At 63.1% G+C, this 25098-nt stretch carries 25 protein-coding genes; 8 read left to right on the forward strand and 17 right to left on the reverse strand.

Annotation, left to right across the window (positions count from 1 at the left end; genetic code table 11):
- Window positions 1-35 precede the first annotated feature (35 nt).
- Entirely contained in the window at window positions 36-500 is a 465-nt protein-coding gene (locus tag AC1RRT_RS02625) for a nucleoside deaminase (RefSeq protein ID WP_493012098.1), read from the reverse strand.
- 101 nt (window positions 501-601) lie between these two features.
- On the opposite strand from AC1RRT_RS02625, the gene AC1RRT_RS02630 reads away from it, so the two are divergent.
- The 3 genes from AC1RRT_RS02630 to rsmD are packed head-to-tail and all read left to right on the forward strand — an operon-like array spanning window position 602 to window position 2683.
- Window positions 602-1327 (forward strand): gamma-glutamyl-gamma-aminobutyrate hydrolase family protein, encoded by a 726-nt coding sequence (locus tag AC1RRT_RS02630; protein ID WP_493012099.1) that lies wholly within the window; start codon window positions 602-604, stop codon window positions 1325-1327.
- A complete protein-coding gene (locus AC1RRT_RS02635; RefSeq protein WP_493012100.1) occupies window positions 1324-2103 on the forward strand; it encodes a pseudouridine synthase in 780 nt (259 codons plus the stop codon). Before AC1RRT_RS02630 ends, AC1RRT_RS02635 begins: the two co-directional genes overlap by 4 nt.
- Window position 2104: 1 nt before the next feature.
- Window positions 2105-2683, forward strand: coding sequence for a 16S rRNA (guanine(966)-N(2))-methyltransferase RsmD (gene rsmD, locus AC1RRT_RS02640; RefSeq protein WP_493012101.1), 579 nt, complete (start codon window positions 2105-2107; stop codon window positions 2681-2683).
- Window positions 2684-2688: 5 nt separating this feature from the next.
- Here rsmD and AC1RRT_RS02645 read toward each other — a convergent pair whose 3' ends face one another.
- From AC1RRT_RS02645 to AC1RRT_RS02705, 13 genes are all read right to left on the reverse strand, one after another.
- A complete protein-coding gene (locus AC1RRT_RS02645; protein ID WP_493012102.1) occupies window positions 2689-3300 on the reverse strand; it encodes a pyridoxamine 5'-phosphate oxidase family protein in 612 nt (203 codons plus the stop codon).
- Window positions 3301-3433: 133 nt separating this feature from the next.
- On the reverse strand, window positions 3434-4570 hold the full coding sequence (locus AC1RRT_RS02650; protein WP_493012103.1) for a helix-turn-helix transcriptional regulator: 1137 nt from the start codon (window positions 4568-4570) through the stop codon (window positions 3434-3436).
- Window positions 4571-4718: 148 nt separating this feature from the next.
- On the reverse strand, window positions 4719-5159 hold the full coding sequence (locus tag AC1RRT_RS02655) for a flagellar biosynthesis repressor FlbT (protein ID WP_493012104.1): 441 nt from the start codon (window positions 5157-5159) through the stop codon (window positions 4719-4721).
- An 80-nt stretch (window positions 5160-5239) separates the two neighbouring features.
- Window positions 5240-6058, reverse strand: coding sequence for a flagellin (locus tag AC1RRT_RS02660; protein ID WP_493012106.1), 819 nt, complete (start codon window positions 6056-6058; stop codon window positions 5240-5242).
- Window positions 6059-6286: 228 nt separating this feature from the next.
- Window positions 6287-8140 (reverse strand): DNA mismatch repair endonuclease MutL, encoded by a 1854-nt coding sequence (gene mutL, locus AC1RRT_RS02665; protein WP_493012108.1) that lies wholly within the window; start codon window positions 8138-8140, stop codon window positions 6287-6289.
- A 2-nt stretch (window positions 8141-8142) separates the two neighbouring features.
- On the reverse strand, window positions 8143-9462 hold the full coding sequence (locus AC1RRT_RS02670; RefSeq protein ID WP_493012110.1) for a M16 family metallopeptidase: 1320 nt from the start codon (window positions 9460-9462) through the stop codon (window positions 8143-8145).
- 13 nt (window positions 9463-9475) lie between these two features.
- A complete protein-coding gene (locus AC1RRT_RS02675; protein ID WP_493012112.1) occupies window positions 9476-10819 on the reverse strand; it encodes a M16 family metallopeptidase in 1344 nt (447 codons plus the stop codon).
- Between the two features lie 13 nt (window positions 10820-10832).
- Entirely contained in the window at window positions 10833-11453 is a 621-nt protein-coding gene (locus tag AC1RRT_RS02680; RefSeq protein ID WP_493012114.1) for a DUF3035 domain-containing protein, read from the reverse strand.
- Between the two features lie 101 nt (window positions 11454-11554).
- Window positions 11555-13486 (reverse strand): PAS domain-containing sensor histidine kinase, encoded by a 1932-nt coding sequence (locus AC1RRT_RS02685; protein WP_493012115.1) that lies wholly within the window; start codon window positions 13484-13486, stop codon window positions 11555-11557.
- A 234-nt stretch (window positions 13487-13720) separates the two neighbouring features.
- Window positions 13721-14197 (reverse strand): signal peptidase II, encoded by a 477-nt coding sequence (lspA, locus tag AC1RRT_RS02690; protein WP_493012116.1) that lies wholly within the window; start codon window positions 14195-14197, stop codon window positions 13721-13723.
- A complete protein-coding gene (ileS, locus tag AC1RRT_RS02695) occupies window positions 14197-17028 on the reverse strand; it encodes an isoleucine--tRNA ligase (protein ID WP_493012118.1) in 2832 nt (943 codons plus the stop codon). Before ileS ends, lspA begins: the two co-directional genes overlap by 1 nt.
- Before the next feature lie 211 nt (window positions 17029-17239).
- Window positions 17240-18163, reverse strand: coding sequence for a bifunctional riboflavin kinase/FAD synthetase (locus AC1RRT_RS02700; protein WP_493012120.1), 924 nt, complete (start codon window positions 18161-18163; stop codon window positions 17240-17242).
- Window positions 18164-18191: 28 nt separating this feature from the next.
- Window positions 18192-18629 (reverse strand): MaoC family dehydratase, encoded by a 438-nt coding sequence (locus AC1RRT_RS02705; RefSeq protein ID WP_493012122.1) that lies wholly within the window; start codon window positions 18627-18629, stop codon window positions 18192-18194.
- 131 nt (window positions 18630-18760) lie between these two features.
- Here AC1RRT_RS02705 and AC1RRT_RS02710 point away from each other — a divergent pair, with 131 nt between their 5' ends.
- On the forward strand, window positions 18761-19570 hold the full coding sequence (locus AC1RRT_RS02710; protein ID WP_493012124.1) for an HAD-IIB family hydrolase: 810 nt from the start codon (window positions 18761-18763) through the stop codon (window positions 19568-19570).
- On the opposite strand, the gene AC1RRT_RS02715 is transcribed toward AC1RRT_RS02710, so the two are convergent.
- Window positions 19567-20682, reverse strand: coding sequence for an EAL domain-containing protein (locus tag AC1RRT_RS02715; RefSeq protein WP_493012125.1), 1116 nt, complete (start codon window positions 20680-20682; stop codon window positions 19567-19569). The two genes, AC1RRT_RS02710 and AC1RRT_RS02715, sit on opposite strands and share 4 nt — an antisense overlap.
- Before the next feature lie 108 nt (window positions 20683-20790).
- Here AC1RRT_RS02715 and AC1RRT_RS02720 point away from each other — a divergent pair, with 108 nt between their 5' ends.
- Window positions 20791-21465, forward strand: coding sequence for a glutathione peroxidase (locus AC1RRT_RS02720; protein WP_493012127.1), 675 nt, complete (start codon window positions 20791-20793; stop codon window positions 21463-21465).
- A 49-nt stretch (window positions 21466-21514) separates the two neighbouring features.
- Window positions 21515-22384, forward strand: a complete 870-nt coding sequence (locus tag AC1RRT_RS02725; protein WP_493012129.1) for a 23S rRNA (adenine(2030)-N(6))-methyltransferase RlmJ — start codon at window positions 21515-21517, stop codon at window positions 22382-22384.
- Window positions 22385-22394: 10 nt separating this feature from the next.
- On the opposite strand, the gene AC1RRT_RS02730 is transcribed toward AC1RRT_RS02725, so the two are convergent.
- Window positions 22395-22892: a nuclear transport factor 2 family protein gene (locus tag AC1RRT_RS02730; protein WP_493012131.1), complete on the reverse strand. Its 498-nt coding sequence runs from the start codon at window positions 22890-22892 to the stop codon at window positions 22395-22397.
- 109 nt (window positions 22893-23001) lie between these two features.
- Between AC1RRT_RS02730 and AC1RRT_RS02735 the strand changes: the two genes are divergently transcribed.
- Together AC1RRT_RS02735 and AC1RRT_RS02740 are read left to right on the forward strand one after the other, a co-directional pair.
- Window positions 23002-23502 carry a low molecular weight protein-tyrosine-phosphatase gene (locus AC1RRT_RS02735; RefSeq protein ID WP_493012133.1) on the forward strand — a complete coding sequence of 167 codons (501 nt, stop codon included), beginning with the start codon at window positions 23002-23004 and terminating at the stop codon, window positions 23500-23502.
- Window positions 23503-23585: 83 nt separating this feature from the next.
- Complete coding sequence (locus tag AC1RRT_RS02740) at window positions 23586-23804, forward strand: hypothetical protein (protein WP_493012135.1); 219 nt, start codon at window positions 23586-23588, stop codon at window positions 23802-23804.
- A gap of 1 nt (window position 23805) precedes the next feature.
- On the opposite strand, the gene glcF is transcribed toward AC1RRT_RS02740, so the two are convergent.
- On the reverse strand, window positions 23806-25095 hold the full coding sequence (gene glcF / locus AC1RRT_RS02745) for a glycolate oxidase subunit GlcF (RefSeq protein WP_493012136.1): 1290 nt from the start codon (window positions 25093-25095) through the stop codon (window positions 23806-23808).
- Between the last annotated feature and the right edge of the window lie 3 nt (window positions 25096-25098).

Consider the following 25098-nt stretch of genomic DNA (forward strand, 5'->3'; position numbering starts at 1 on the left):
TAGGGACTAGCCCCCAGTGGACCAGCCAATGGGGACTAACGGCGGGCGGAAAAGAAGCTGCGCAGCAGCGTGGCGGCCTCGGTCTCGGCGATGCCCCCATAGATGTCGGGTCGATGATGGCAGGTGGGCTGCGCGAAGAAGCGCGCGCCATGCGCCACGCCGCCGCCCTTGGGGTCCTCCGCACCGTAATACAGCCGCCGCAGGCGGGCGAAGCTGATCGCGGCGGCACACATGGTGCAGGGCTCCAGAGTGACGTAGAGGTCGCAACCGCTTAGCCGTTCCGCCCCCAGTGCCGCCGCGGCCCGGCGGATGGCCAGGACCTCGGCATGGGCGGTCGGGTCGTTCAGCGCCCGGGTCTCGTTGCCGGCCCGGGAAACCAATGCGCCAGTGGTTCCATCCACGATCACGGCGCCGATCGGCACCTCGCCGCGGGTCTCGGCGGCCCGGGCTTCCTCCAGGGCGATATCCATGGGACTGGATGGACTCAGGGGCTGGTTCATGGGCCGGAGCCTGCGGGAGCGGCTCCATTCCGTCAAGCAAGCCCCCTCCTCAAACCACCCCTACTCAAGTGGTCCGGGCCGGCCTATAAAGCCTTATGACCATGCCCAAATCCGCCTCCGGTCCGCTGATCGGCATCACCCTCGATTCGGAAGAGCCCGGCGGCTATTCGAAATTCCCCTGGTATGCCCTGCGGCAGAATTACTGCTCGGCGGTCACCGCCACCGGCGGCGTGCCGCTGGTGCTGCCTCATGAACCCGAGGCCGTAGAGCGCTATCTCGATCTGCTGGACGGCCTGATCGTCACCGGCGGCAATTTCGATGTCGACCCGGCCCTGTTCGGGGCCGCCACCCGGCATGAGACGGTCAAGTTGAAGGGCGCCCGCACACAATTTGAATGGGCCATCACCAAGGGCATGCTGGACCGCGACAAGCCGGTCTTCGGCATCTGTGGCGGCCAACAGTTGCTGAACGTGGTTCTGGGCGGCACGCTGATCCAGCATATCCCCGACAGCGTGAAAGAGCCGCTGCCGCATGAACAGCCCAACCCGCGTGACCAGGCCGGCCATCCGGTAAAGGTAAGCGCCGATACCCTGCTACGCCGGATTGTCGGCACGGATGAGTTGCCCGTCAATTCGGCACATCACCAGGCCGTCGACAAGGTCGCACCCGGAGCCGTCTGCGACGCCGTCGCACCCGACGGCGTGATCGAAGGCATCGAGCATCCAGGCTACCGATTCTGCCTCGGCGTGCAATGGCATCCGGAATTCTTCATCAGTGACGGCGACCGCAAGCTGTTCAGTGCTTTTATCGAGGCCTGCCGCCGATGAGCGACGATACCGACAAGGGCGAACGCATTGCCAAACGGCTGGCGCGCGCCGGCATCTGCTCGCGTAGAGACGCCGAACGCTGGATTGCCGAGGGTCGCGTCAGCGTCAACGGCAAGAAGCTTGCTACGCCCGCCTTTCTGGTCACCGAAAGCGATGAAATCCGTGTCGACGGCAAGCCGCTGGCAGGCCCGGAAAAAACCCGGCTATGGCTCTATCACAAGCCGCGCGGCCTGATGACCACGCACAAGGATCCGCAGGGCCGTCCCACGGTGTTCGAGAATCTGCCGCTAGGCCTGCCGCGCGTGATCTCGGTCGGCCGCCTCGATTTCAATTCCGAAGGTCTGCTGCTGCTCACCAATGACGGCGAGTTGGCGCGCCGGCTGGAACTGCCAACCACCGGCTGGCTGCGCCGCTATCGCGTGCGCGTGAACGGTCTGCCGCACAAGCAGCATCTGGCCGAACTGCAGGAAGGCGTCACCATCGAGGGGGTCACCTATGGCGCCATCACGGCCACTGTCGAACGCAGTCAGGGCGACAATGCCTGGCTCGTGGTTGGCCTGCGCGAGGGCAAGAACCGGGAAGTGCGCCGCGTGATGGAGCATCTGGGCCATCAGGTCAGCCGCCTGATCCGCACCGCCTACGGCCCCTTCCAGCTTGGCGCGATCGAACCCGGCAAGGTCAAGGAAGTGCCGGGCAAGGTGCTGAAGGAACAGCTTGGCGGCGCCGGCAAGGAAACACGGCCAGTGCTGAAGGCCGCGCCCAAGAAGAAAGCCTGACATGCGGGTGGTCGGCGGTACGCATCGCGGCCGTCCGCTGGCGGCGCCGCCTGAGCGCACGACGCGGCCGACCACGGACCGGGTGCGCGAATCCCTGTTCAACATGCTGGCGCATTCGCCGCTTTTACTCAACACTGCCGGCGAATCCCGGGTGGAGGACGGCATCGTGCTGGATGCCTTCGCCGGCAGCGGCGCCCTCAGCTTCGAGGCGATTTCGCGCGGCGCGCAGCGGGCCTTCCTGTTCGAAAGCGATGCCGAGGCCCGTCGCGTCATCCTGCGCAATGCGCAGACGCTGAAGTTCGACGCCCAGATCACGTTGCGCGGCACCGATGTGCTCAATCCGGGTTCGGCGGTGGCCGCCGCCGATCTGGTCTTTCTCGATCCGCCTTACCGCACCGACCTGGTCAGTCGCGCCCTGCAGGCGCTTACCACGGCCGGATGGCTGAAGCCGGACGCCCTGGCTGTGGTCGAAAGCGCCAAGGATGAAGCGCCTTTCCCCGAGCTGCCCGGTTTCACGCTGCTGGACCAGCGCCAGCAAGGCCCCGCCCGGCTCACCTTCCTGTTGCGCTCACCACATTGAGGCCATTACCACATAGAGGCCTGGGCGCGCTCCGGCCATTCGCGGTCGTAGACCTCACCGCCGACCCGACCCTTGCTGAGTTCGGCCAGAATCTGACCCGCCGTGGGCAATGTCTTCGGATCGATATGCAGGGCGGGATTCCACAGATCCGAACGGACCAACGCGCGGGCGCACTGGAAATATACGGCATCCACCTTCAGCACGATCACCGAGCGCGGCGGCTTGCCTTCCATCTTGAAGCTGTCGAGCAGTGCCGGGTCGGTATCGAGATAAGCCCGTCCGTTAACCCTTAGCGTATTACCGATTCCCGGAATCATGAACAGCAATCCGACACGCGGATCGCGCACGATGTTGCGCAAGCTGTCGACGCGGTTGTTGCCGCGGCGATCCGGCATCATCAGCGTCTTGTCATCGTGGATACGCACAAAGCCAGCGCGGTCGCCGCGCGGCGAGCAGTCAAGCCCTTCTGGCCCCGCCGTCGCCAGCGCCACATAAGGTGACGCCTCGATGTATCGTTGGTATACCGGCGCGATGTAGTCGATTTCTTTGGCGGTCGAGGTTTCGCCTGGCACGCCATATAGCGCTTCAAGCTCCCCGACTGTTTTGATGATAGACATGGATGGCATCCCAGGCTGAGCGGTGGATGACGGATGCCGCTTTCTGCCATGCAGATTCAGGAAATGCCACCGATCATCGCAGCGGTGATCGGGAAAAATTCCATGACATCGGCATTATAATGCATTCCCTGCGTCAGCCGGCGCGACTGGGCGCCAGCTTCCTGACCAGATCGAAATGCCGCGACACCCCAAGCTTGCGATACAGGGCGCGTTGCTGGGTGCGGATGGTGTGAACACTCAGACCGGTCTGCCGCGCCACTTCTTTAGGTGGCATGCCGGCCACGAGATAACGTGCCAGCCGCGCCTCTGCAGCCGTCAATTGATAAGCCTGAATCTGGTTGTTCAGTCCACCGGTTTCTTCAACACTGGGATCAATGATCCGCAGAGCCACGACAATCGCGTTCTGTTCGGTGAAGCGGTTCTGAACCAGAACCGGCACGATCTGGATAGTATAGGGCGTGCGGCTGGAAGGCCGGGCAATCGATATACTGGTCTTGATCGGCAACGCCGTCGGGGCACTCGCGCAGGCAATCGCGTTGCCTAGAAGCTTCTCGATGGCGGCCGTACCCTCCCACCCACCGGCTACGATCCGCCCGGCTCTATAATAAAGCCCGTCCATTGTAGCGAAGATCTGCCTGGCAACATCGTTCACCATGACTATATTGCCATCGCTGTCGAAATATATGACACCGGCTGGACGATCATCGTCGTTGAACAGGGTGCGTTCGAGAGGTGCGTAAACCTGCGAGAAGACATCCCGCATGCGATAAGACGTCCCGAGATGCGGCAAAACCTGATTCAGCCGGGCGGCATGTTCGAAAGAGAATGGTCCCGATTCTGCCGACCGATAGAAGCGCACATAACCAATACGGCCATCCTCATGATAAAATCCACCGATCAGAATGTGCCGCCAACTCACATAATCATGCCATTCTCTAAAAAAGGCACCTGCGCCCGGCCCAATTGGTTCGGGCGTTTGTCTGTCGCAGAAGGACTGGCCTATATTATCCGGAGACAGTAGCGGAGCGAAAAAAGGGTCCAGCTTCCAGTAGTGACTGTCATATCGACTGATCAGGGAGTAGTCGCCGTTCCCATCAAAAAGGTCTCCGTAAATATAACGGAAGGCCAGCTTGCCAGTCTCGAAACAGCGCATTGCCAGGCACGCGCTTTCCGCGCCAAGCTGACGGGATAACGATGCGAGCCCCCGCTGCAACAAAGCATCGTCACGCAAGAAACCTAAGTAAAACGGCTCGACAAGCTTCGAGAGCATATCGATATCCAATATGCTGGATATCATTTCTATGAATTCCGACTGTCTGCACCAGGGCATTCTGCTCTGATTTGAGCGTTCGAAGCTATATCGGCTACCTAATCAGACAAGGGACGAACGTGCTTGCGCCAACAAAATGTGATTGCCCTCAGTCTTGGGTCCCGTAAGCGATAATTTCGCGAAATACCTGGTCTAGTGTCTGACTTGCCCTGGACTCAAGAAGATCCTCCTCCAGTTCCACCAGCCGGCGCGCCTGCTTCAGAGCCTTGAAAAGCTCCAGACGAGCAACCTGCACCCCGAGATTGAGGATAAATGGTCCGAAGCTGGGTGCCGCCTTGGCAAAAGCCATGCAAGCAGATTTGAAACGCGGATAATAGAAATCGAACCTGTCTTCATGCAGATACAACTGCTGACAGAAGTAGTAGATCGCCTTAGCTGCCGTATTGGCATGTTCCTTATGGATGCGATCTCGATCCCGCAGGAAGGTTGCCTTGGTTTCTATGATGATGCCTGACGATTTTGTCAGGTGCATCAGCGTGTTATTGAGTACGAACTTCTCGCCGGCCTTGATGTCAATACGAAGTGGCATTTTGCTAGAACGGAGGACAGTTACCGATCAACTGCCCTCCGCCTCCTGTTTTAGGATTTAGGGATCAGGGTGTACCTGGATTAACGGAACAGGCTGAGCAGGGTGTTAGGCTGCTGGTTGGCGATCGAGAGCGCCTGGATGTTGAGCTGCTGGCGGACCTGCAGGGACTGCAAGGTAGCATTCTCAGCCGCGACATCGGCGTCGACCAGCGCGCCAAGTCCTTTCTTCGCTGCATCGATCAGGTCATCGGTGAAATTTTTCTGCAAAGTGATGGCGCGACCTTCGGCAGCAACCGACGCCTGAGCATTGTTGACTGCAGTTTCGAGGGCAGTCAGCGCAGTGTTGGCTGCCGCAAAACCGGCGGCATTGGGAACGCCAGAAGCGGCATCAAAAGTGGCGATAGCGGCTTCGATATCGATCGCCGTCAAGGTCAAGGTCGCACCAGCGGTATCCGCTACGAAGGTCGCCGATGCGCCGCCCGTATTGATCAGGTTTTTGCCATTGAAGTTGGCTTGGTCCGCATAGGCCGTCGTCGTATCGATCAGTTTCTGGACGTCAGCATTGTAGATCGCGCGCTGATCGGCGCTGAGACTGTCACTGCCGAGCAGAGCCAGCTTGGCACGCACGTCGGCGATTGTGTCAGAAATACCTTTCAGCGCGGCATTGGTCACCTGCGCGAGACCTTCGCCACCCGCCAGCGAGGTTTGGACGGACCCCTTGGCCTTGATATCTCCGCGGATTCCCTGAGCAACTGAGAATACGGCTGCATCATCCTGTGCATCGGCGACTTTGAAACCGGTCTGGACTCGTTTCGAAGAGGTTTCGAGTTCACGACTGACGCCGCGCAGCGACGAGAGGGCAATCAGAGCGCCAACATTAGTATTGACTGAATTAGCCATGACGATTTCCTTTCTGGAGTTGTCAGGAGCTCTGTCTGAGCTCCACATCCCGGCGATCGGGATAGCTCCGTTATCCGCGCTTCGCGGCACAGGAAAAATCGCCATGTTTTAGTATGTAAGATCGATTCAAATACCTAAGTCTGATTAACTCATATTGGGTATATGTCCGGCCGAGACAAAAAAGCCCGCATGATGCGGGCTTTTCAAACTTACAAAGTCGCGAGAGTATCAGCGCCGGCCGAACAACTTCTCGATGTCGGCCAGCTTGAGCTCGACATAAGTCGGGCGGCCATGATTGCACTGGCCGGAATGCGGCGTTGCTTCCATCTGACGCAACAGGGCGTTCATCTCATCCAGCGTCAGACGGCGTCCCGCCCTCACGCTTCCGTGACAGGCCATGGTGCCACAAACCTCTTCCAGCTTTTCCTTTAGCGGCAACACGGAATCATATTCCGCGATGGCATCGGCGAGATCGCGAACCAGGTTCTGCACCGCCACGTCGCCCAGCAGCGCCGGCACCTCGCGCACCACGACGGCACCCGAGCCAAACCCCTCCAGCACAAGGCCCAGTTCAGCGAGTTCGGCCGCGCGCGACGACAGCCGCGTGGCTTCGGCTTCGCTCAGCTCAACGACTTCGGGAAGCAGCAGGGCCTGTCGCGGCACGCGCCCAGCTTCCAGATTGACCTTCATGCGTTCGTAGACAAGGCGCTCATGGGCCGCATGCTGGTCGACCACCACGATGCCATCGGCGGTCTGCGCCACGATATAGGTCTCATGCACCTGGGCTCGCGCGGCGCCCAGCGGGTAGGCCTGCAGCTGCACCGGGGAAACGGCAGCAGCCTCGTCGCCGCGTGCGCCGGGCTGCAGTCCATCATCCGCCGCAGGCAACGTCTGCGACGAGAAATCACCCTGCGGCGCATTATAAAGAGCAGCCGCCTCCGCCAGGCCCGGAACCGACGCTGGCCGCAGATTGTCGTAACCGCGCCAGCGCGAGTTGTTGCCGAACGGCAGCCCGAGCGTCGGCGCGCCCTGCGGGCGCAGGGCACCCAGGGCGGCCTGCGACACCGTCGTGCTGGCGCGATGGCCAGCCTCGGCCAGCGCATGGCGCAGCGCACCCACAATGAGTCCACGCACCAGGCCCGGATCACGGAACCGCACCTCGGCCTTGGCCGGGTGCACGTTGACGTCAACCTGCTCGGCTGGCACGTCGAGGAACAATGCCACCACCGGATGCCGGTCATGGCTGAGGAAGTCGGCATAGGCGCCCTTCACGGCGCCGACAAATAACTTGTCACGTACCGGGCGGCCGTTGACGAACAGATACTGATGCTGGGCATTGCCACGATTGTAGGTCGGCAGTCCGGCATGGCCGGTCAGTCTGATGCCCTCGCGCTCGGCCTCGATCTGCACAGCGTTATCGGCGAAGTCGCGCCCCAGAATCTGCTCCAACCGGCCCAGCCGCCGCGCAAACAACTCACCCTGCACGGCATCGGCACGGAAACTGGTGCGGCCATCCTGCTGCAGTGTGAACGCGGTGCTGGCATGCGCCATCGCCAACCGTTTGACGATCTCCTGCACGGCCAGATCTTCAGCACGGTCGGATTTTAGGAATTTCAGGCGCGCCGGTACGGCATAGAAAAGATCGCGCACTTCGATGCGGGTGCCCGGACCTGCGGCAGCCGGCTTCGGGCTGCCGACCACGCCACCTTCGATCTCGATGGCCCAGGCACTGTCGCTGTCCGGCTGGCGCGACACGATGCTCATGCGCGCCACTGCGCCGATGGAAGGTAGTGCCTCGCCGCGGAAACCGAGCCAGCGGATGTCGAGCAGGTCATCACCCGGCAGCTTGGAGGTGGCATGACGCTCCACCGCCACAGGCAGTTCATCGCGCCCCATGCCCTTGCCGTCGTCGCTGATGCTGATCAGGGTCCGGCCACCGGCAGCGGTCGCGACATCAATCCGCTTTGCACCGGCATCGATGGCATTCTCCATCAACTCCTTCACGGCCGATGCCGGCCGCTCAACCACTTCGCCGGCGGCGATGCGGTTGACCAGGGTTTCAGGCAGGCGGCGGATGGTCATGATCAGCCCCCGAGACCGGCGGGCTGGCCGACGACGACGATCAGGTAATCGTCGCGGGCGAACAAGCGCTGCGCCACGCGGCGGATATCATCCTGCGTCACGGCGCGGATCAGGCCGGGGTAGGCATCGATGTAATCGGCCGGCAGGCCGGTATTCTGGATCGCCACCAGCATGCCGGCGATGGCCGCATTGGACGAGAGCCGCAGCGGGAAAGAGCCGGTCATGAAGGATTTCGCAGCTTCCAGTTCTGTGTCGGTGACGCCATCCCTGGCCACCCGCGCCAGTTCGGCCCGCACCAGCTTGAGCGCCTCGCCCACCTGCGCATTGCTGGTGGCCAGTGACCCAGCCATCAGCGACGCCGCCTTGTAGGGCGCCAGCGATGTACTGACCGAATAAACCAGGCCGCGCTTTTCACGCACCTCTTCAAACAGCCGCGAGGCCATGCCGCCGGCGCCAACCACCTGGTTCAGCACGGTGGCGGCATACCAGTCGGCATCCTCGCGCGCGATGCCTGGTGCACCGAAGATCACGATACTCTGCGGATTGGGGAATTGGATCACCACCGGCGCGGCCGCGGTCTGCGGCACCACCGGCGGCGGCAGCACGACCTGCGGCTCGACCGGCAGGCTGCCGAAGCTGGCATCGACCAGACGCGTCAGGTCAGCGGCCGAGATATCGCCGACCGCGCCGATCACCAGGTTACGCCGGGCCAGCAGGGCCTGCGTGAAGCTGCCGAGCTGTGGTTTGCCGATCTGTTCCAGGCTTTCGGTCGTGGCCGAGGATCGCCGGCCATAGGCATGGTTGCCATAGGCGAGCTGGGCGAAGCGTTCACCGGCCAGCGCATTGGGGTTCTGCCGACTGCGCTCATAGGCGACGCGCGCCTGCGCCTTCACGCGGCCGAGCGGCTCCTCGTCGAAGCGCGGTGCTGTCATCGCCAGCTTCAGCAGCTCGAAGGCACGGTCACGGTGCTGGGTCAGCGTGCGCAGGCTGACGCTGGTGTAATCGCGGTCGACACTGAAATCGATGCTGATGGCCTTTTCCTGCATCGCCACCTGATAGGCATCGGCATCGAGATTGCCAGCACCTTCCGTAAGCAGCCCCATGGCCAGATTGGCAAGTCCCTCCTGTCCGACCGGATCACTGGACGAACCGCCGCGCCAGGAGGCCTGCAGCGCCAGAATCGGGATCGCCGGTTCGCGCACCAGCCAGACAGTGATGCCGGCCGGGGTCTTGAGCTGTTCGATCTTCGGGCCGGCCCAGGCCGTCGCCGCCGACAGGACAAGCGCCAGGCCCAAGCCCAGATTGCGAAGTGATGCCAGCATCGCCATCCCGTCCTCAGCTTTGCTGCTTGGGCAGCAGATGGCCGGTCACCGACCGGCGGATGTCGAACACGTATTTCGCCGCCGCCAGCACCTGCTCGCGCGTCACGGCGTCAACCAGCTTGGACCAGGCTTCGACATCCTCCACCGTCAGGCCGGTGGTGAGCGCAACGCCGAAGACCCGCGCCGCGCCCGACAGGCTGTCGCGGGCATAGACGGTTTCCGCCTGCATGCCGGTCTTGGCCAGCTGCATCTCTTCCGCCGTCACGCCATCAGCCAGTACCGCGGCAATCACAGCATCCAGCGCCGCCTCGACATCGTCCAGTTTGCGGCCGTTCTTCGGCGAAGCGCTGAAGCCGAAGGTGGACTGGTCCAGCGACAGGGCGGAATACCACGAGCCGGCCGACACCGCCGGACCGTCGCCCTGCACCAGCGCCTTATGCAGGCGACCGGTGGGCGCATTGAGGATTTCAGACAGCACGGCCAGCGGTACCGCATGTTGCTTCTCGCCCGCCGTGCGGCTGGGGGCCAGATAGCTGCGGCGCATGCTGGGCTGCGAGACGCGCGGATCGCTCATGCTGAGCCGGCGCGCGGCAAGCTGGTTGGGTTCCTGCGGGCGGAAGCGCGCCGGCACCGACCGCATCGGGATCAGGCCGTAGTATTTCTCCGCCAGGCGCTTCAGCTCCGGCAACGTCACATCGCCAGCTACGATCAAGATGGCATTGTTGGGCGCGTAATGTGTACGGTAAAAAGTCATCGCATCGGCCAGTGTCAGACGCAGGATTTCCTGCGGCCAGCCGATCACCGGCCGGCCATAGGGATGGCTCAGGTACTGCGCCGCATCCAGCTGCTCGCCGAACAGCGCGCCCGGACTGTTGTCGGTGCGGCTGAGCCGCTCTTCCATGACGACCTGTAGCTCAGGCTTGGCATCGGCCTCGCGGGGCTGCAGCTGGTTCATGCGCTCGGCTTCCATCCGCATCACCAGCTCAAGGCGATCCTTGGCGATGGTCTGGAAGTAGCCAGTGTAATCCGACGAGGTGAAGGCGTTATCGCGACCGCCTTCACGCGAGATGATCTTGGAGAATTCGCCCGGCGGCACGCTGGGCGTGCCCTTGAACATCAGATGTTCAAGATAATGCGCTACGCCGGAAACACCGGGCTGCTCATCGGCGGCGCCGACGCGATACCAGACCATGTGGTGCACCACGGGCGCACGATGATCCTCAATCAGGATCACCTGCATGCCGTTTTCCAGCATGAACTGCCCGGGACGGAAGACCTGGGCCCGGCTGTCGCCGCCCCATCCTGCGACACCGGCAACCAGCGCGGCGAACAGGGCAACGATCAGTCGATGCAGCAACGGAAGTCTCCGTTCAGAAAATACCCTCGAGCGGGCCGCGCTCACGGCGCTTGATCACCGGCACATCGCCGGCCGTCACGGGCTTGCCGGTAGCGGCATTCTCGCGCAGGCGCTGGGTCTCCTTGGTCGGATCCAGGGCGGTGCCCGGCTGTGGCGCGGGCTGCCAGAACATCAGACGATCGACCAGATTGCGGTCGCGTTCGGCCAACTGGGTGAATTCGTCATTCACCTTGCGGCGGATATCGGGATCGACATTGCTGGCGCGAGCCTGCTGCAGCAGGGCGGCCTCGCCGGGCGAGCGCGGCTGCTGGGCACCGGCGGCGCGGTTCATCGGGGTGAGCTGACCGGCGGCGTCGGTGCTGGTGCCGGCGAGCGCGGCAGCAGCACGATCACGCGCCTGCACTTCATTGGGGCGCGGCGCGCCCGGCTCCGGCGGCCGCAGGCCGAATTCCGGCGGCAGCACCAGGGGCGCCTTGGTGACCACGACGAATTCGTCCGGGCTTTTCTTGTTCAGGCCCAGCGCATCGCGGGTGCTGCTGCAGCCAGCGAGAACAACGGGCAGCACCAGGATAGCCCCGATCATGGCAGTACGGGCTATCGACGGGCGCCGGCCGGCCTTGTTCGGTCGGGTCATGACGGACGATCCTTCTCAAATTCAGAGCCGGGATTTTACCTCTGCCCCGCCCCCCCGCACAAGGGTGGCCGGGGGCCGGGAGACGGCGGAAAACCGCCCGATCACGCCGTTGCGACGATCCGGACCGGCAGGCGAATCGTCGCCACCGTGCCCTCATCCTCTCGGCTGTCGATTTCCAGCGTCCCGCCATGCAGTTCGACGAATTTGCGGCTGATCGCCAGCCCCAGGCCAGTGCCTTCGCTGCGACGGCGCACATTGGGGTCACCCTGCCAGAAGGGCTCGAAAATCCGCGACAGGTCTTCCGGACGGATGCCCACACCGGTATCGCGCACGGTGATCACCACGTTGTCGTCAGCGTCGCGGCCGCCGGCCAGCTCGACCTGGCCGCCCGAAGGCGTGAACTTGATGGCATTGGACAGCAGGTTCAGCATCACCTGCTTGATGGCGCGCGCATCGATCTGCAGCGGCGGCAGTGAGTCGGGGAAATTGTCGAGCAGCTCGATATCGGCTTCCTGGGCGCGACCCTTCACGATGGTCAGGCAGTCACCGATCACACTGGGCAGGAAGCACTCCTCCAGCGACAGCTCGTAGCGACCCGCCTCGATCTTCGACATGTCGAGAATGTCGTTGATGACATGCAGCAGATGTCGCGCGCTCATCACGATATCTTCGGCGTAATCGAAATAGCGGTCTGAATTGGCACCCCACATGCGCAGCGTGATTACCTCGGCAAAGCCGATGATGGCGTTCAGCGGCGTGCGCAGCTCGTGGCTCATGTTGGCCAGGAATTCCGACTTGGCACGGTTGGCGGCGATGGCATGCTCGCGTTCGCGCGCATAGGACGACGCCAGGCGCTCCATATCTTCCGCCTGCAGGCGCAGACGGCTGTTGGCCTCGTCCAGTGCCTTTTCCGCCTGCTTACGTTCGCTGATATCCAGCGTGATCGACAGGATGCCGCTGGGCTGACCGTTGCGGTCATGCAACGGCACCTTGTTTTCCAGCATGGTGAGCTGACGTCCGTCGGACAGCCGCACGCTGCGCTCGCGATTGAGCACGGCGCGGCCCGAACTCATGACATTCTTCTCCATCTCGCGGCCGAAACTCACGAAATCCGTACGATCCTCCGGTGCAATGCCAACCAGCGGCAGGTCGTCGATGCGATGGCCGACGATCTGTTCGGGCGTCAGGGCATAGGTTTCCGCGACCTGGCGATTGATCAGGACATAGCGGCCTTCAGTGTCCTTCACGCTGATCGGCGCCGGCGTGGCATCCAACACGGTGCGCAGCAGTTCGCGGCTGCGCTCCACCTCGGCCAGATAGTCGGCGCCGGCATGCAGGATGGCGTTGACGCGCTCGGCCAGCAGACCGAATTCGTCATTCTCGTGGTTCTTCGGCACGATGATGCGGGTCTCCTCCGGCCGGCGCGGATCGGCATTCTCGATCTGCGCCACCAGATTAAGCAGCGGTCGCGTCAACGTGAAATAGAACATCACCGCGAGGATCACAGCGAGGATGAAGTTGCGCACGAAGCCCGTCAGGATCACCACCCAGGTCTTGCTCAGAATACTGCGCGCCAGCAGCGTGCCATCGACGGCGACGCGCATCTCGCCCACCAGGTCCTGGTCGCGCGGGCCATATAACGGCCGGGTCAGCACCTCGTCGCCGCTAGGCAGCAGCGCAGACAGGCCGCTGGGTGGCGTCACACTATGGGCTCGCTCCTGCATCGCCATGCGGCGACCGTAGTTGTCATAGATTTCGGCGCGCCAGATCGGCTGGTACAGCAGCAAACCACTGACCACGCGGGCCGCGAGTTGTTCATCGAGCGCATAAGCCGCCTGGGATGCCGCGTCGTTCAGCATGTCCATCACCTGGGCGACGGTGGATTCACGCTGGTTCACCTCGTTGCGGATATCGAGCGCGAGCTGGAAGATGCTGGACAGCACGCCCAGCACCAGCACGGCGATCACCGTCGCCTTGACCTGCTTGGCGGATAGCTGATGGCGAACAGGGGCATTCGGGCGAGACAGCGTCATGGCCGGTCCGCCCTGCTCAAGGAAGGCATTGCCGACCTGCAACCATCGTCCCTTGGCCGAAGCCCGGGCTTATTGTCATGATTCTCCGCCCAGTTGCACCGGACGGGCAGCATCGGTGCCCGAAGCATCCTGCCTCTCTGGAACTAGCCCCCGGGGAGGATGCTGCCACCATTCCACGGGCGGCGCAACGAATCGCCGTAATATATACTAAAAGTAGCGATTCAGGGTCGCTATCTATTGACCGGCGGGGCGGTTGCGCTGGGGCAGGAAGCCATCGAGCAGCAGCAGGCAGACCCCGACCACGATGGCGCTGTCGGCCACATTGAAGGCCGGCCAGTGCCAACCGAAGGCGTGGAAATCCAGGAAGTCGAAGACGGCGCCAAAGCGGAGCCGGTCAATGATGTTGCCGATCGCACCGCCGATGATGGCCCCCAGGGCCATGCCGACCAGGCGATGCTCCGCCCGCCAGAGCCAGACCAGCAGCCAGACCATGACAGCCACCGCGACCCCGATCAGCGTCCAGCTGCGCGTGACGCTGTCTTCCCCGAACAGGCCGAAGCTGACGCCAGTATTCCAGACCATGACCAGATTGAAGAATGGCAGAACCGGAATGCCGGCCGGGTTCTGCTGCATCAGGTCGAGGAAATAGACCTTGCTGAGCTGGTCGGCGACCAGCACCAGCGCGGCGACAATCAGACCGAGGCGGAACATCAGGCCGGCACCGCTTCAGCGCAGCGCTTGCACAGGTCGTCATGACCCTGCACATGCCCTACTTCCGGCAGAACCTGCCAGCACCGTTCGCATTTCAGGCCCGAGGCCTGCTGCGGCACGACCGCCACGCCCTTGGCCTCATCGCTGCGGAAGGCATCGGCGGGGCCTTCGCCTTCCTTCACGGTGATGGCCGAGGTGATGCAGATCTCGGCGAAGTCGAGGCCATCCAGCGCGGCAATGTCTTCGGCCGTCGCATAGACAGTCGGATGCGCCTGCAGGCTGGCGCCGATGCGCTTTTCCGCGCGCTCGATTTCCAGCGCGCCCGTGACGGCGCGCCGCACGCGACGCACACGTTCCCACTTCACGCCCAGCGCGGGATTCAGCCATTCGGCCGGCACTGTCGGGAACAGTTCGCGGTGCACGCTGCCGTCTTCCGACGGATAGCGCGTCAGCCAGGCCTCTTCCGCCGTGAAGCTGATGAAAGGTGCCAGCCATTTGACCAGGCAGTTGAACAGCTGGTCCAGCGCGGTGCGGGCGGCACGGCGGCGAATGCTGGTCGGCGCGTCGCAGTACAGCGCATCCTTGCGGATGTCGAAATAAAAGCCCGACAGGTCGACGGCGCAGAAGTTGTACAGCGCCACATACATGCGATGGAAATCGTAACCCTCGCAGCTTTCGCGCACCACCTTGTCCAACTCGGCCAGACGATGCAGCACCCAGCGCTCCAGATCGGGCATCTGGTCATGCGGCAGGCGCTCGCTTTCCTCGAAACCAGCCAGATTGCCCAGCAGGTAACGCAGGGTATTGCGCAAGCGGCGATAGGCATCCGACTGCGCCTGGATGATGGTCTTGCCGACGCTCAGATCGTCAGAATAATCCGACGATACCACCCACAGGCGCAGGATATCGGCACCGGACTGCTTGATGACCTCCTGCGGCTCGACCGTGTTGCCGAGCGACTTGGACATCTTGCGGCCCTTCTCGTCCAGCGTGAAGCCATGCGTCAGCACGGCATCATAGGGCGCGCGGCCGCGGGTGCCGCAGCTTTCCAGCAACGAGGAATGGAACCAGCCACGATGCTGGTCCGAACCTTCCAGATACAACGATGCCGGCCATTTCAGGTCGGGCCGCTGCTCGAGCACAAAGCTGTGCGTCGAACCGGAATCGAACCAGACATCGAGAATGTCAGTCACCATCTTCCAGTCGGACGGCGTGTATTTGTTGCCGAGGAAATCTGCTGGCTGCGCAGTGAACCAGGCATCAGCGCCACCCTTCAGGCAAGCCTCGACGATGCGCTCGTTGACCTCCGGGTCCTTCAGCAGTTCGCCAGTTTCCTTGTTCTCGAACACGGCGATCGGCACGCCCCAGGCGCGCTGGCGGCTGATCACCCAGTCGGGGCGCTGCTCGATCATCGCATAGAGACGGTTGCGGCCCTGCGGCGGATAGAATTCGGTGGCGTCGATGGCGGCCAGCGCCTTCTTGCGCAGGTCGTTGGTGGTCATCGAGATGAACCACTGCGGTGTGTTGCGGAAGATCAGCGGCGCCTTGGAACGCCAGGAATGCGGATACTGGTGACGCAGGCGGCCCTTGCCGAGCAGCGCACCAGCCTCGATCATCGTCGCGATCACGCGGCCGTTGGCATCGCCATCCTTGCCGGCATCGTCCAGCACGCGAGCCGGCTTGTCGCCGCCGAAGATCGGCACATGACGGAAGTAGCTGCCATCGGCATCGACCGTATGCGGCACCTCGATGCCGTTGGCGCTGCCGAGATTGTAGTCATCCGCGCCGTGGCCCGGCGCGATATGCACAAAGCCGGTGCCGGCATCCATGGTGACAAAATCACCATGCAGCACCGGCACGTCGAACTCGTAGCCCTGCCCGCGCAGCGGATGGGCGCAGACGGTGCCCGTCAGATCGGTGCCGGCCAGCGTGGCCAGCACGGTGTAGCTCTCGATGGCGCAGGCCTTGGCAACGCTTTCCGCCAGATCCTTGGCGACGATCACTTCGTCGCCGACCTTGGCCAGCGTCTTCTCGCCTACGGTATCGACGCGCAGGCGCGCGTATTCGGCATCCTTGCTCGCCGCGATGGCGCGGTTGCCCGGCATGGTCCAGGGCGTGGTCGTCCAGATCACGATGGAGGCGCCTTCAAGGGCCTTCACGCTGGCCTTCACCACTGGGAACTTCACGAAGATGGTCGACGAGGTGTGCTCGTGATATTCGACCTCTGCCTCGGCCAGCGCCGTGCGTTCGACAATCGACCACAGCACCGGCTTCGAGCCCTTGAACAGGCCCCCGTTCATCAGGAACTTCTGGATCTCGCGCACGATCTGCGCCTCGGCGGCGAAGCTCATGGTCGTGTAGGGCTTTTTCCAGTCGCCGATCACGCCCAGGCGCTTGAATTCCTCGCGCTGCACCCCGATCCAGTGATCGGCGAAGTCGCGGCATTCCTTGCGGAACTCGTCGATCGGCACGTCGTCCTTGTTCTTGCCGGCGGCGCGATACTTCTCTTCGATCTTCCACTCGATCGGCAGGCCGTGGCAGTCCCACCCCGGCACATAGTTGGCGTCAAAGCCCATCATCTGCCGCGAGCGGTTGATGACGTCCTTGAGTATCTTGTTCAGCGCATGGCCGATATGCAGGTTGCCGTTCGCATATGGGGGGCCGTCATGCAGCACGAATTTCTCGCGGCCCTTGGAGTCCTGGCGCAACTGCTCGTAGAGGCCAAGCTTTTCCCAGCGGGCGAGGATTTCCGGCTCCTTGGCCGGCAGGCCGGCCTTCATCGGAAACTCGGTGGTGGGCAGGAAAACGGTCGGGCGATAGTCGGTGGTCATCGGGTCTACTCGGGGAAGACGCGCCCAGACGGCGTCGGGCGGCGCGAAGTGTCAGGAAAAGACGAAGGAATCCCGGGCCTTAGACAAGGACCGGGCCGCTAATTCGCTGCGGCCACAAAGCCGGAGATATGGCGAATTGCCCAAGCATGGCGATGATTTAGCATCCCGCGGCCCTACCTGTCGAGGCGGGTCCGGCCCGTCTCAGGCCTGCCTAGCCGCCGGCCAGCATGGCCTTGGCGGCATCCACATCGGCGGCGATCTGCGCCTTCAGCGCCTCGATGCCCTCGAACTTCACTTCCGGCCGCAGGAAGCCATGGAATTCGACCCGCATGGCGCGGTCATAGAGGTCGCCAGCGAAGTCGAAAAGATAGACCTCCAGCTTCACATCCGTCTGGTCGAAGGTCGGGCGGATGCCGAGGCTGGCGACGCCATCGCGGCGCTCGCCGTCGATCACGCAACGCACCGCGTAGATGCCGAATTTCGGCACCTGGAAATCGGTCATCGCCACATTGGCGGTGGGGTAACCCAGCTCGCGCCCGCGCTTGTCCCCATGCTCAACCGTGCCAAGGATTTCCCAGGGCCGCGCCAGGATGCGGTTGGCGCCGGCGATATCGCCGGATTCCAGCAGGCGGCGCACGCGCGTGGAGGAATAGACTTCCTTGTCGCCCTGGGCCTCGACCACGGTGACGCCGATGTCATGGGCGGCGCAAAGCTGGCGCAGCATCGCGGTATCGCCGGCGCGCGCCTTACCGAAAGTGAAGTCGTAGCCGACCACCACATGGCTCAGGCGCAGGTCTCGCGCGAGGATATGATCGACGAAATCCTGCGGTGACTGACTCGCCAGTTCCGCGGTAAACGGCAGGGCCAACGTGGCGTTGACGCCCAAGCCATCCAGGATGCGCGCCTTGGTTTCCAGCGCATCGAGCCGGAACGGCGGCGAGCTGGGCACGAAGAAACGGCGCGGATGCGGCTCGAAGGTCATCACCGCCAGCGGTTTCTTGGTGCGGTCGGAGGCGGCCTTGGCGGCGCTGATCAGCGCCCGGTGGCCCAGATGCACGCCGTCGAAATTGCCGATGGCCGCCACGGCGCCATGCAGCGCCGGCGGAAAACTGGCGCTGGAGCGCAGCAGCCGCATGTTTTTCGTTTCCCCCGCCGTCTCGCGATTACTTGGCCTTGCGGCTGACCATAAGGCTGGCTTCGCCGTCGATCACCACCGTATCGCCGACACGGCATTCGCAAGCAAATTTCACGCGGCGCTTCTCAGCCACGATCTCGGTGATTGTCACCTTGGCCACCACGGTATCACCGATGCGCACCGGCGCCTTGAAGCGCAGGTCCTGCGAGATGTAGATGCAACCCGGACCGGGCAGCTTGGTGCCGAACACCGTGCTGAGCAGGCTGGCACCCAGCATGCCATGGGCGATGCGGCCCTTGAAGGGCGTGGCGGCCGCGAAGTCCTCGTTCAAGTGCACCGGATTGGTGTCGCCCGAGACATCGGCAAAGGTGGTGATGTCGGCCTCGCTCACCGTCTTGGTGAAGTCTGCCGTCATGCCGAGCTGCAGGTCTTCCAGATAATGGCCGTGCAGAGCCTGATAAGTCATGGCTGGTCCTTTGTAGGCGATTCGGCGAACAGTTGACGGACTTTTAGGGCGCGGCGACTATAACTGCCCGTTCGCAGGCGGGGCAACCCGCTTCTTCGCACCCGCAGCATAGACATTTGTATATCTGACCCATGGCCGATATCCGTCCGTTGACCGCCTTTACGCCGCAGGAACGCAGCGGCATCCGCTACATCCTCACTGATATCGACGATACGCTGACCACCCATGGCCGACTGACGGCTGACGCCTATGGCGCGCTGGAACGACTGAGCGATGCTGGCTTCAAGGTGATTCCGATCACCGGCCGCCCGGCCGGCTGGTGCGACCTGATCGCCCGATTTTGGCCCGTCGACGCCATCGTCGGCGAGAACGGCGCGCTGACCATGCGCTATGACCGCATCAACAAGGTGATGCATCGCCGCTTCTTCCAGAGCGATGCCGAGCGTCAGGCGGCGCGGCAGAAGCTGACCGCGCTGGCCGAGACAATCCTGCGCGAGGTGCCGGGCACGGCGCTGGCATCGGACCAGCAGTACCGGGAATGCGATCTCGCCATCGACTTCTGCGAGGACGTGCCTGCACTGCCGATGAGCGAGGTCGACCGCATCGTCGCACTGTTCGAGGCGGCCGGCGCCACCGCGAAGGTCAGTTCGATTCATGTGAACGGCTGGTTCGGTCATTGGGACAAGCTCACCATGACGCGCATGTTGTTCGAGGAAGCCTATGGTCTGCAGCTTGACAGCGTGCGTGACCAGATCGTGTTTGCCGGCGACAGTCCGAATGACGCGCCGATGTTCGGCTATTTTCCCTACAGTGTCGGCGTGGCCAATGTGCGGCCATTTCTCGACCGGATTGCGGCAAAGCCCAGCTATGTCACAGAGGGCGATGGCGGCAGCGGTTTTGTCGAACTGACCGACGCTCTGCTCGCGGTAAAGAAGGCTTAAGCGGCCTTGGCCAGCTTCGGCGCGCCGAACAGCAGCCCCTGACCGAAGGGGAATTCCAGGTCGCTCAGGCGGATCAGGTCGGCCTCAGCCTCCACCTTCGACAGTACGGGGAAGATATCGTGCCGTGTGCAGATCTCGCGCAGGTCAGAGAGTTCGACCGGTGACCTGGCAATAGCGTCGACATTGCTGAAGACGGCTGCATCGAATTTGATGAAACGCACGCCGTGGCGGGCAAGACTGCCGAAATCGACATCGAAACGGTCGACACCATCGACTGACAGCGCAAAGCCAAGCGCGCCGATCTGGCCCAGACGGATCAGGCCGGTGCGGTCGAGCTGGCGAATGCCATCATAGGCGAATTCCAGCACGATATTGGTGGCATGCTCGCGTTCGCGCTGCAGGAAGTCATATAGCGGATTGAAGGTGTCGATATCGGCCAGCATGGCCGGCGACAAGTTCAGGAAGAAGCCGACATCCTTGGCGCGTTGTTCCAGCTTGCGCACCAGTTGCACGCTGCGCAGCAGCATCAACGCATCGAACTCGGCACGCAGACCGGCGGCATCCAGCGCCGGCAGGCATTCGGCGGCCTGATAGTGATTGCCCTCGGCATCGCGCGGACGCGCCAGCAGTTCGAAGAAGCGGATGCGTCGCTGCGGCAGACTGACGATCGGTTGCACATGCAGCTCGACGCGGTTGTTGTTGAGCGCGTCGCGCACGGCATCCAGCAGCGTGCCATCATCGGCGGGCTCAGGTGCCGAAAGCGGCGAAACGGTCAGACGCGGCTCGGCGCGGGTGGACTCAGGACGAGCGGCAGCAGCGGGCGCCACCGCAGAAGCGACAGGCGGCGCGGCGGACGACATGCGCTCGGCCGGCACGGCATCACTCAGCCGCACGACTTCCTCGGAGAGGGCATCGATCTCGGCGATCAGGCGGCGCTGGATGCGGCGGCGCATCCAGATTTCGCGCATGGCCCAGAACCCCATCAGCAGCGCCATCGCCACCAGGCCGGGATGTTCGCCGCTCAAGCCCGGCACCAGTCGCGTCAACGACACGCCGCCGATCAGGGCGGCGAGCGACAGGGCGGCGAAAGTGAGCAGTCCGGTCAACGACATGTGATCCAGCCTCGGGAAACCGGGCGAAACGCGAGCCGAATTGGCACTGGCCCGCTAGGATGGCAACGCTATAGTGAAGCTTAAGTTGCGTTAAAGGAGGGTGAATCCATGGCTGATCAGTACAAGGGCAAGGCGAATCAAGGCGTTGCCCCGGGCGTCAGTGCCGGCAAGCTGCCGTTGCGCCGTCGCCTGATCGGCGGCCTTCTGTCCCTGCCCTGGATTGCCGCGGGCCTCGCCGCCCTGTGGCCGAGTATCGACGCATCGGCGCAAAGCAAAACCAGAGGGAGTACCGGAATGAGCGCCCATGATTTCGAATTCACCGGCATCGACGGCAAGCCGATGCCGATGACCCAGTTCAAGGGCAAGGTCGTGCTGCTGGTCAACACCGCCTCGCAATGCGGCTTCACCCCGCAATATGCCGACCTGGAAAGCGTGTACAAAACCTATCGCGACAAGGGCCTGGTGGTGCTGGGCGTACCGTCCAACGATTTCGGCGCGCAGGAGCCAGGTTCAGCCGCGCAGATCAAGGATTTCTGCGAGGTCAATTTCGATATCGACTTCCCGCTGACCGACAAGCAGGCGGTGATCGGCCCCAATGCCCATCCGCTGTATCAGTGGATCGCGAAAGAGCTTGGCGAGGGCGCGCTGCCGAAGTGGAACTTCCACAAATACCTGATCGGTGCCGACGGTGCGTTGATCGAGGTTTTCCCCACCCCGGTCAAGCCGACCGATGCAAAAGTGACCAAGGCCATCGAAGCGGCCCTGCAGAAGGCTAAAGTTTAAATCGGTCAGCCTGTTTTGTTGCGAGCGAATATGACGTAAAGCTGCCGGCATGAACTACCGTCACGCCTTTCATGCCGGCAATTTCGGCGATGTGCTCAAGCATGTCGTGCTGCTGGAACTGCTGGATGCCTTCCATCGCAAGCCCAGCCCGGTGCATCTGATCGACAGCCATGCCGGCCTCGGACTCTATGACCTTGCATCCAACGAGGCCCAGCGCGGCGGCGAATACCGCTTCGGCATCGGCGCCGTGCTGGCCGACCCGGCTGCTGCCAGCATCCTGCCGCGCTACACCGCGGCTTTGAAACGACTCAATCCGGAGCTGAAAGCCGGCGGCAGCGGGCTGCGCCTCTATCCCGGGTCGCCCTGGCTGCTGGCCCAGTCGCTGCGCGATGATGATCGCCTCACCCTATGCGAGCTGCATCCCCAGGATGCCGAAACACTTAAAAACAACATGGCCAACGAATTCGGCCATGACCGCCGCATCCAGATCCAGCATCGCGACGGCTTTGCCGGACTGAAGGCACTGACGCCGCCGACGCCGCGCCGCGGCCTGGCACTTATCGATCCGGCCTTCGAAGCCAAGGATGAATTCGATATCCTGACCAAGGCGGTGCTCAATACGCATCAGCGCTGGGTCACCGGGCAGATCGCGATCTGGTATCCGGTGAAGGACCAGCGCAGCACCGAGCGCTGGAAAAGCGATCTGGCCAAGGATTTGAAAAGCGAGACGGTCTGCGTCGAACTGACCGTCCGCTCTACGAAAGAGTCCGGTCAGATGAACGGCTCCGGCCTTGTCATCATCAACCCGCCCTGGCGGCTTGCGCAAACCCTGCAGCCAATGCTGGATTTTCTGAAAATCCGGATGATCCGCGAAACCGGCGGCGGCGCGCGCGTGCAGACGCTGGTGCAGGGCGACTGACGCCTAGAGACTAGTGAATGGTCCCCGACGGCGGCACATCGTCGTCATCGTCCTCTTCATCCAGATCGTCATCTTCCTCGCCCAGACTTTCGTCATCGGGATCGGGATCGTCATTGCTGGCGCCCCCCGGCGGCGGGGTGGCGACCGGGCCGGCCTGGTGATGGCTCAGCTTCCAGCCCTTGCCTTCGCGCACGAAAATATTGGAGGCGATCAGATACTGCTCGTCGACGCGCTCGAAGCACAGCACGAGAGCCACATCGCCCCAGAGCGTCACGCGCGGCGCCATCATCTGCAGCGGCGGCTGCGAGGGATTGGCCAGGATCCGGCGCCAGCCTTCCAGCACCGCCTCACGGCCCATCAGCGGCGGCCAGCCAGGATGGATGCAGCAGACCGGCGCGGCCTTGGCCCATAGCCCGGCCATAGCGTCGATGTCGCGGTTGGCGAAGGCGCGATAGAAGGCTCCGTTGGCCTCCAGCAGCGCGGTCTCGTCGTCGGGCGGCTGTGTCATCGGTCGTCATTTTAGAGGGCCTTGCGCCAGCATGGTAGTCCTGTGCGCCAGTCCCTTATGCGGCAGTCTCCCTTGCAGCTGCCCCGGCGTCATGCTTCCCTGCCCGGCAATGACACAGCCCACCGCCCATGATTTCGCCATTCTGATGGTATGCACCGGCAACATCTGCCGCTCGCCCACCGCCGATGGCCTGCTACGCCATATGTTGCGCGCAGCGGGACTGGACGCCCGCGTCCAGGTCGATAGCGCCGGCACCCATGACTATCACATCGGCGATCCGCCGGACCCGCGCAGCGTGGCAACGGCACGCAGCTATGGCGTCGACCTCAGCACCCTGCGCGCCCGTCAGGTCTCGCCCGAGGATTTCGCCCGCTTCGATCTCATCCTGGCCATGGATGAAGGGCATCACGCCCAGCTACTGCGGCTCTGCCCGCCGCAGTACCGCGACCGGGTGAAGCTTTACCTCTCCTATGCCCCACAGTTCGGCAGGATCGTACCCGATCCCTATTATGGCGGTCCGGATGGCTTCGAGACCGTCTGGGATATGTGCCGCACGGTCAGCGAGGCGCTGATCGAAGAGGTCCGGACCCGGATCAAAACCCGCGTCTGACCGACTTGTGATTGAAAAGTTACCTTCTTTCACCTGGCCTTCTGGCATACATCTGCGGCGTTACGCCGAAGGATCGACACACCATGCGCCTTATCAGTCTGACTGTTGCCGCCCTGCTCGCGGCCAGCACTACCGTCCCGGCCCTGGGCCAGGAAAGCACGGCGGCCGCCCGTGAAGCCTGCATGAAGGAAATGCGCATCAGCATGAAGGCTGGCGGCAAGGGCATGACCGAACAGCAGCGTATGGTCGCCGAAGAGCAGTGCCGCGCCCGGATCGAGTCCGCGGCGCAATCAAAAAAGTAAACTAGCCCTTCAGACCCGCCGGCCGCGGTCCACCCGTGGCCCAGTCCAGCAGCTGCACCGTATGCAGCACCGGCACATCCATCCCGCTGCCGATCTGCACCAGGCACCCGATATTGCCCGCCGCCACCGCGTCGGGCTCCACGCTCTGGATATTCTTCACCTTGCGATCGCGCAATTGCCCGGCCAGTTCGGGCTGCAGCAAGTTGTAGGTGCCGGCCGAGCCGCAGCACAGATGCCCTTCAGGCACGTCACGCACGGTGAAGCCCGCCTGCGTCAGCAGCTGCTTGGGCAGCCCGGTGATTTTCTGGCCATGTTGCAGCGAGCAGGCGCTGTGATAGGCAATGGTGAGCGGCGCGGCCTTGCCATCGGGTGCGATCCCCAGCGTCGTCAGCACCTCCGTCACATCCTTGGCCAGGCCCGAGACCGTCGCCGCCTTCTCGGCCCAAGCCGCGTCGCCGCGCAGCATGAAGCCATAATCTTTGATCGTCGTGCCGCAACCCGAGGTGTTGATCACGATGGCATCAAGGCCATTCGTTTCAGCCTCGCGATGCCAGGCGGCGATATTCGCCTTCGCCATCGCAAGGGCGTCATCCTCACGTCCCATGTGATGCGGCAGCGAGCCGCAGCAGCCTGCCCCCTGCGACACCACGACCTCACAGCCATGCCGGGTCAGCAGGCGGATGGTGGCAGCGTTGATTTCGGGATCGAGCACGCGCTGGGCACAACCGGTGAGCAGCGCCACCCGCATGCGGCGCTCGCCTTCCGCCCGGAACACCTGCGGGCGATCCAGCGCCGACGCGGCCGGCAACGTGGCCGGGGCCAGCGCCACCATGGCTTTCAGGCGTGCCGGCAGCATGAAACGGAACAGGTTTCCGATCTGCGCCAGCCGCAGGCTGAAACGGAACAGCGTCGGATTGGGCAGCACCCTGGCCAGCACGCCACGCAACAAGCGGTCCATCAGCGGCCGTTTGTAAGTTTCCTCAATATGCGCGCGGGCATGATCGACCAGATGCATGTAATGCACGCTGCTCGGGCAGGTGGTCATGCAGCTCAAACAGGACAGGCAGCGATCGACATGGCGCACGGTCTCTTCCGTGGCCGCCTCGCCGCCCTCTAACATTTGTTTGATCAGGTAGATGCGGCCACGCGGGCTGTCTCGCTCGTCGCCCAGCAGCACATAGGTCGGGCAGGTCGCGGTGCAGAAGCCGCAATGCACGCATTTGCGCAGAATCTCGTTGGAGGCGGCGATACCGGGATTGGCGAGCTGGGCGATGGAGAAGCTGGTCTGCATATC

Source organism: Ferrovibrio sp. GW821-FHT12B10 (assembly GCF_058807515.1).